Raw genomic sequence first — 8,086 nt, forward strand, 5'->3', positions numbered from 1 at the left:
GTCGTAGGCTTTTTGCACTTCGCTCCAGCCCGCGTTCAGGCGCTGGCGAACGGCATCAAGATGCCTGGCGGCGGCTTGGGCCGCGCGGGAATCGCGTAGCACGCGGTCCACATCCACAACTCCGACTTTGGGCGGATCATCGAAATTAAGGCATCCCGTCAGAAAAATGCAGAGCAGCCCCAGGGCTGCAAAACGTATTTGTTTTGTCATAAATGTACCTTGAAGGAAAAAGCCGTCCGCGCCCAAGGAAGGGCAGGGCGCGGACGGCCGCACAAGCCGTATGGGCGCTTGTGGTGTTTGCAAATGCAGGCGGGGCGGCGTAAGCCGCCCCGCGCCGGATGGTTGTACTTTGGTTTTACTCTGGCTTGGACAGTGTCTAGAACTCGTAACGGACAGTACCGAACACGCCGTGCGAGGTGCTGTGTTCAGATGCCTGTATGTTGTAGTTCACGCCGAGGCTCAGGTTGTCATTGCCGAAGTCAAGGCCAAGTCCGCCCGTATAGCTCATGTAGTCCATGGTATGGGTGTCCAGTTCGGCCTTGGTTCCGGTGCCGGTGAAGCGGATCTTGCTCTTGGCCTCAATGTCGCCGGTGGCGGGAATGACGCCGAGGTCAAGGCTGGGCTTCACATACCAGCCGCTGCCGGTTTCAACCTGCTTGCTGAAGGTCACGCCGATGGGGAATGTCCAGATGTTCTGGTTCATCTCGTCCCCGTGCATGACGGTGCCGTTGCTCTTCACGTCATAGGAATTGGTGTTCACATACATGTAGCGCACGCCCAGGTGGGGGATGATGTCCACATACTGGGTATTGAGCTTGTATTCGGCGCGCAGGCCGGTGCTCAGGGCGTATGCCGTGATGTCGCTCTTGAGGTCGCGCATCTGCATGGCTCCGGGCAGTTCCTGCTTCACCTTGTTATAGGTGCTGGTGTAGTTGACGTCGGCAGTGAGGCCGAAGTTTTCCACTGCCCACCCGGCGTAAGCGCCAAGGCCCCAGAAGTTGAAGCTGTTGGTGGTTTTTGCCAGATCGCCTTCGCCTTCGGCATAGCCGCCGCCGATATTGAAGGCGATGCCCGCGCGCAGGGCGTTATCAAAGGTATAGTCGCCGCCAAGGGCCACGCCGCCAAGGCCGCCGTGCCACTTGAGGTCATAGTTGTTGCCGGCTTCCATGCTCCAGGCGTTCTGGCTCTGGTACAGGGGCATGATCCACAGGGCCATGCCCTTTTTGTTCACGCCGTCGGTCTTGTCGAGCGAAACGGACTGCATGCCGTTGCCGTCGGGCTGGGCGATGCTGGTACGCTGGGTAATGGCCGCGCCAGCCGCGTTGCTGGCGGCCATGGTCATTTGCGGCACTGCACCGGCCACGGCTATGCGGGCGGCGCTTTCAATGGTTTTGGCGGCCAGGTCGGCGTTGCCGCCGATGAAGTTGTCGCTGGTGGCGCGGGACAGGAAGCGCACGCCCTTCACGTCGGAGTCCACATGGGCGGGACCCACCTGGTCGGCGGTGTAGGCATTGTCCAGCACCTTTACAAGGTCGCCGTCAAGCTTGGGGTAGACGTTGGCGGCGGAATTGAGCCCCGTGCTCAGCACGCCGGTGGCGGCATTAAACGAGCCGTTGATCATGCGGGAATCGGTGCTGAAGTTGGAACCTGTCCAGCCTGTTCCGTTATTATCGGTTGTTATATTGTCGCCAAGCACGGTGTACTGCCCGCCCACCTTGGCGCCAGTGATGCGCAGTTTTGCGTTGGCGGCAATGTTGGCTTGGCCGGCGGCATTCTTGGTGTTGAGCGCGCCGTTAGGGCCAGAGGCTGCGTCGGCAGTGACCACCAGAAGGGAATTGGGGGCAAAGGTGGCTTTGTTGAGGGCGAACTTACCAGGGAGTGCCGCATTGTCCAGTCCACCATCCACCACAATGCTAAAGCCATCACCCAGCATCTGGGGTTTTGTGATGCCAAGAGCGGCAGTGACGCCGCCGGGGATAAGCCCCGCGCCGTTGGTGACCGCATTGACCTGTTCTGCCAGCCAGCCCTTGTCGAGGGTGCCGATGGTCAGCAGAGAGTTTTGCCCCACGCCCACGTTGCCGTCGATCTCATTGCCAAGCATACCACCGACCACAACATAGCTGGGGCCGTCAGCCTCCCAGTCAGGGTCAATGAGCAGGCTGCCGCCGCCAAGGGTGAGGTTTCCCGCCACCAGACTGGTGGACTTCGTATCAGTGGCGTTACCCACGGTGATGGTTTTGCCCGAGGCTCCGGTCAGACTGCCCACATTGACCTGCGCGCCGTCAGTGAAACGGGAGTCAGCGCCCACAGTAAGGCTTTCAGCTACAAGGCTGCTGTTTTCGGCGTTTACGCCGCCAGTGGCAGTGATGTCGCCCTGAGATACCAGGCTGCCGTCGGTGACGTTGGCTGCGCCGGTAAGGGTAATATCACCCACAGCGCCAATACTGCCGTTGGTGGCGGTCAGGCTGGCGGCAGAGATGTCTCCACCAGCGCCAATACTGCCGTTGGTGGCGGTCAGGCTGGCGGCAGAGATGTCTCCACCAGCCCCAATACTGCCGTTGGTGGCGGTCAGGCTGGCGGCAGAGATGTCTCCACCAGCCCCAAGGTTGCCGTCGGTGACGCTGGCTGCGCCGGTAAGGGTAATATCACCCACAGCGCCAATGCTGCCGTTGTTGGCGGTAACGGCGTTTACACTAATTGTATCGGCATTGAGAGTAGCGCCGCTGGCAGTAATGGTGCTGCTAACACCAGTGATGTCACCCACGGTAAAGGCGCCACTGCCATTGCCCACGGCCAGAAGGCTGCCGGCACCAGTAAAGGTCACGTCGCCCACAGTGCCGCTGTTGTTGCTGCCAGCATCGCCAAGCACAAGGGTTCCGGTTACGCCCACGCTGACGTCAGCTGCATCCCCATTGCTATCGCTTACAATGTTGCCGCCATTGGCTCCGGTAAGTTGCAGGGTGGTGTTGGTAGCAACAAGGTCGCTTGTAAAAGTATTATCAAGCTCCACCCCGGCATAGGCCCCGGAGAGGGTGCCAGTGACACTCGTAACCGTGGCGTTGCGCAGGGTATCGTTGGTGGTGTTGCCAAGGCTGCTTACGTCGCCATAGGCCACGATGCCGTCTGTGGCATCAATGTCAGTAATAGTGGCACTGCCCACGTCAAACAGGCCGCTGCCGCCCATCAAGTTCCCTTTGAGGGTGCCGAGATCGGTAAGCGTCAACGTCCCAAGGTTATCGACCTTGAGCGTGCCGCCGCCTTCGACCGTGAGGCTTTTCCCGATGTTCGTCGATGCGGTGCCAGTAATGCCCAGGCTGTCACTTGTGGCGTTGAGCCGTCCGCCCAGTTTCACGGTGAGGACGCCGTTAGTGACGGTGGTTTTGAGTGCGCTGCCCGTCGCTGTTACGTCCAGCGTTCCATTGACCGTGGCATTGGCATGGCGGATATCCAGCGTTGTGCCCTCATCCATAGACATGATGCTGCCTTTCGTCACGAGCAGGGTGCCAGCGTTCGCATTGCCTACGGTCACATCCTTGGTGAACGTGGCTGTGGCGGCATCTGTACGGCCGCTGTTGTTGTCGTAGCCAACCATAAGAAAGCCGTCGTTCACGTTGACAGCCGCGTTGATGGTGGCGGTTTTGGGCCCACTATAGAGGTTCGGGTCCGCGCCGATGAGCAGGGAACTGTTATTATCAAGGTTGAGCGTGGCGTCCGCGTCGTCGCCTTTCGTCACCGTAAGTATGGAATTCTTGCCGGTGAGGCTCAACGTGGTATTTTTCACACCCACAGAGTCGGAGGCAGATTTGATGTTCAGGGTATCGCTGGTCAGTACCCCTTTGTTGAAGGTATCAATTGTTCCAGCGGTATTGATGGTCATGACTTCGGCGTACAGGTTGCCGCTATTGGTTGCGCCAAAGAATATCTCTCCGGCACTTGAAGCGCTGGCTACAAACTGATCTGCATCCAGTGTGGCCTCGTCGCCCGCGCTTACAAAGCCGCCGTTGATGGACAGACTCCCTCCGAGCACGGCCGTGGCGAAATTCTCCGAGCTGAACACAAGGTGGCTGTACCCATCGCTTGGACTGCCGTTGACAACGAAATTGCCGCCGCTTCCGGTCAGCTCACCTTTTTTAAGGTACATGTGCGTACCGTTGTTGAGCTGGATGGTGCCGCCGTTGAGCTCCAAATCACCACCTTCACCCAGAGTATAGGTCATGCCCTTGCCCAGAATAAGCTTGCCGTTTTCGGCCACGGCAACCGTGCCGCCGGTCTGGTTGAAGCTGCTGGTGGCGGAGCCGTTATACACGAGGGCTTCGGATCCTGTATTGCCGTTGGTGTCGGGTTGCAGCAGCAGCGCGCCATTGTTCACGTCCAGAGCACCACCACTCATCGTGACGCCGCCGCCCGTGGTCATTACGCCGTAGCCAGGGGTAGAACCATCGGCACTTCCCACTACGATATGGGCGCTATCGGCAATTTGGTTGTTGCTGGTGCCGCCGAACATGATGTGGGCGGCAGTATTTTGTATGTCTGGGCCAGAAGACGTTCCCAACATATTGATGGTGCCGCCGGTAATCTGCAGGCCTGTTTCGCCGCCGCCGAACAGCTGGGAATAGCTGTTCATGTTAACGATGCCGCCGCTGACCGTCAGGCCGCGGTAACCGCCTATCTGAGCGGCCTGGTACCAGTTGGTGGCACTAGTCTTGCCCGTGATGTTCACTGTGCCGCCGCTGATATCCACGCTTCTGGCATTGATGCTGGCATTGATGCCGTCATCATAAGAGCCGCCGCCAAGAGTCAGGTCGCCGCCGGTCATTTTGAAGTCAAGGTAGCCAGGGGCATCGCCATCTGTTCCGGGTACCCCATTGATAAGCCGCGCACCGTCTTTCAGCGTCAGGCTGCCGCCTTCACCAAGGGTGATGGAGGTCGCCGTGATGTTCTTGCCCTCTGGGGCTTCCGTGAAAGGTGTATTCACGACTATCGAGGTGTCAACAGTCACGTCACCCGTCCAGTAGCCCGGTTCTTGAGGATTCGGGTCCGCCACAGCCAGCCCGGCGCTGCCCAGGGTAAGGGCCGCCGCCAGGGCCAGAGAACCAAAAGCATTGAGCAGGCGGCATTTCCCCAATACCGCCTTATACCTGTTAATCAGGTTACCAACCGCGTTTTTGGACAAAATCATGTGCTTCCTCCTTAAAAATTGACCATCAGGGCCTCAAGGCCGGCCTGTCCTCTGTAAAGGCCGTAAAAGCGGCCTGTCCTCTGCATGGGACGGGGAAAGCAATCCGTGAATGGTGCCGCTGAAAATATTGCTTTCCCCGGATTAGGCGGATATGGTTGGTCTGCTAAAACGTGAACCTTAACCGCCCAACTGCATTATTAGATCAAAATCTCAGCTATTTCAACCTGAATATTGATTATGAATTAAAATTTCATCTATCTGTTCAGATTTTGAGCAATATTTTGATCTTACAGGACGGTGCGGAGTTGATTGGGCATTGGGATAGTATTACTTATGAAAACGCTTGGATCTCGCATCCGTTTCGCGCGAGGAGCATTGTCGCAGGAAGTTTTTGCAGCAAAGATCGGCATCAGCAAGGGATCGCTTGGCGGATATGAGCGTGATGAAAATCTGCCAAACAGCGATATTTTGCTAAAAATTTGTCAGGAGACCGGAATTTCGGTCCAATGGCTTCTTTTGGGTACAGGAACGCCCGCTGTTCCTGAAGAAGAGGCTGTTGCGCCGGGAAAGATACCGGCTGGCAGCGCGCTGCCCCTGCCAGAAATTTTGGGGGTCGCCGCGCATGCCCCCTTGTCTCAGAGTGGAATTGCGTTCGTTCAGAACGGAAAAATGCTCCAGCAGGAATGCGCGCGTTGCCGCAGGCTCGAAGAACGCCTTGAACGCCTGGAAGATGAACGCAGGGAACTGAGTGAGGAAAACAGGCAGCTCTGGAAAGAAAACAGTCTGCTCAACGCCCGCCTGGCGCGCATGAAAGCCAGGGGTTAGGGCAATTCACTGCGGTTGCGTGGACTGCGCGGCTTGTGCGGCATCTCTTTCGCGCACGGCCGCGTTTTTCAGTGCTCTTTAGAGCAGATTAACTTTGAAATGCTTCACATTTCAAAGTTTTCATTCAGCCGAAAAATGCGATTTTCGGCTGAATCCACGCCACATTGTGGCGCGCTGCACTTTCGTGCAGCGTTAGACAGTGTCGTCACGAGCGCCTTTCCCGGTATCTCTGCGTCGAACTTCGCCTTTTATTCCGGTCGAGTACCATAAGAGTACACTCCCTGCATAAAAGGCTCGTTCTCCTTGATATACCAAGCAAATTCATCTCGTGACGACACTGTCCAGAGCATGTGCACTTTTTCAAAGTTAAAATGCTCTAGCCTGTCGGCCGCATTGACGGCGGCGGCCGTCGGTCTTATCTGTCGTGTACGGAGTTCAAGAAAAGCTGCTGCAAGCTTTATGATGACCGCCCCGGCGCGCAAGCCCGTAACAGGCCGCGCTTGTGCCTTTGTGGCGCAGGCTCGGTGGCGCGGACCAGCGCATACTGGGGTTTGAGCATCCCGCTTTTTCATGCCTGAACTGTTCGGCCGTGCTCCCATGACGCTCTGTTGCGCCGGACGGCGGTGGCGTCAGCGGGGCGTTCCGTCTGCCCCGCGTTGCGGGATGGTCATTTTTTTGCTGCCTTGCGGGTCTGCCTCATGGGCCTGCCTTGGCTGACGCGCCTTGGGCCACGCCACAACCGGAAGCCTCATCAGCGTAATTTTGCTTTGACACTGCCTCAGGACGCTGCCGGAGCAGGCCCAGTTTATCCGCGCAGTTAAGCGTTGAAGTGGGCGCGTCCTTACCTTTGGGAATATCCATTTCAAGGCTAATATGTTCCAGGCCCGCCGCGCCTCGGAGAAGTGAAATTTTTCTCTTTCTTTTTTCTGCCCAAGAGTTTTTATTTTCAGTTGGTGCTGATTTTTCGCGAACTTGTTTTGGGGAAAATGCAAAGGGCAGCGTCGAGGTCTGATAGTGATACCAAAGTTTTTGGGCTTATCCCCTATGCAAGGCTGGCAATCGCAGATATATGACTTTATTCTTGTAGAAAAGCTGACCGGCCGGGTGACCGGCCGCACATGTGCCCGGCATGTCCGGGCTGGCGCGTGGGGCGCGCGGGCTGCGCCCTCCACCATTACAGATGTTCTTAAGGAGGCCACATGGCAAGCCAGGCGTTGATCAGGGATTTTGAAGACCTCATCGGCAAGGAAAACGTGTTCAGCTCCGAAGCTGACCGGCAGAGCTACTCGTATGACTCGGCAGTGCTGACCCCCGTGGTTCCTGCTCTTGTGCTGCGCCCCACCTCTGCCGAGCAGTTGGGTGCATGTGTCAAGAAGCTGTATGACAACGGTCTGCCCATGACCGTGCGCGGCGCGGGAACCAACCTTTCCGGCGGCACCATTCCCGACAGCTCCGACTCTGTGGTTATCCTGACCACCGGGCTTAACCGCATTCTCGAGATCAATTCCGACGACCTTTACGCCGTGGTGGAGCCGGGCGTCATCACTGCCCAGTTCGCCGCCGAAGTGGCGAAGAAAAATCTGTTCTATCCTCCGGACCCGGGTTCGCAGGCTGTGTCGACCATCGGCGGCAACATTGCTGAAAACGCCGGCGGCCTGCGCGGCCTCAAGTACGGCGTTACCAAAGATTACCTCATGGGTATCGAGTTTTTTGACGCCACCGGCGAGATGGTCAAGTCCGGCTCGCGCACTGTCAAGTGCGTTACCGGGTACAATCTGGCCGGTATGATGGTGCAGTCCGAAGGCACGCTGGGCATTATCTCCCAGGCCATTCTCAAGCTTGTACCTCCGCCGAAGGCTTCCAAGGCGCTCATGGCCGTGTTTGAAAACGTGCAGGATGCCGCCGAAGCCGTGGCGGGCATTATTGCCGCTCACGTCGTGCCCTGTACGCTGGAACTTCTGGACAACAACACCATCGTGCGCGTGGACGACTTCACCAAGGCCGGTCTGCCGCGCGAGGCCGGGGCCATTCTGCTCATCGAAGTGGACGGCCACCCCGCCCAGGTCGCGGACGATGCCGAAG

The 8,086-nt window shown here is 57.8% G+C and carries 4 protein-coding genes; 2 read left to right on the forward strand and 2 right to left on the reverse strand.

What is annotated here, in order from left to right:
- Together V6C16_RS05200 and V6C16_RS05205 are read right to left on the reverse strand one after the other, a co-directional pair.
- Positions 1-210 (reverse strand): hypothetical protein (locus V6C16_RS05200; RefSeq protein WP_333542844.1); only part of this gene is annotated, 210 nt, incomplete at its 3' end.
- A gap of 166 nt (positions 211-376) precedes the next feature.
- Positions 377-5,179, reverse strand: coding sequence for an autotransporter domain-containing protein (locus tag V6C16_RS05205; protein WP_333542845.1), 4,803 nt, complete (start codon positions 5,177-5,179; stop codon positions 377-379).
- A 333-nt stretch (positions 5,180-5,512) separates the two neighbouring features.
- Between V6C16_RS05205 and V6C16_RS05210 the strand changes: the two genes are divergently transcribed.
- Positions 5,513-6,004 (forward strand): helix-turn-helix domain-containing protein, encoded by a 492-nt coding sequence (locus V6C16_RS05210; RefSeq protein WP_333536050.1) that lies wholly within the window; start codon positions 5,513-5,515, stop codon positions 6,002-6,004.
- A gap of 1,199 nt (positions 6,005-7,203) precedes the next feature.
- Positions 7,204-8,086 (forward strand): FAD-binding oxidoreductase (locus V6C16_RS05215; RefSeq protein ID WP_333542846.1); only part of this gene is annotated, 883 nt, incomplete at its 3' end.

This window comes from Desulfovibrio sp. 1188_IL3213, from assembly GCF_036763145.1.
Lineage (GTDB): Bacteria > Desulfobacterota > Desulfovibrionia > Desulfovibrionales > Desulfovibrionaceae > Desulfovibrio.

Excerpts from the sequence above, each read along its gene's own strand:
- V6C16_RS05210 (WP_333536050.1), top strand. The coding sequence starts at position 5,513 with ATGAAAACGCTTGGATCTCGCATCCGTTTCGCGCGAGGAGCATTGTCG.
- V6C16_RS05205 (WP_333542845.1), bottom strand. The coding sequence starts at position 5,179 with ATGATTTTGTCCAAAAACGCGGTTGGTAACCTGATTAACAGGTATAAG.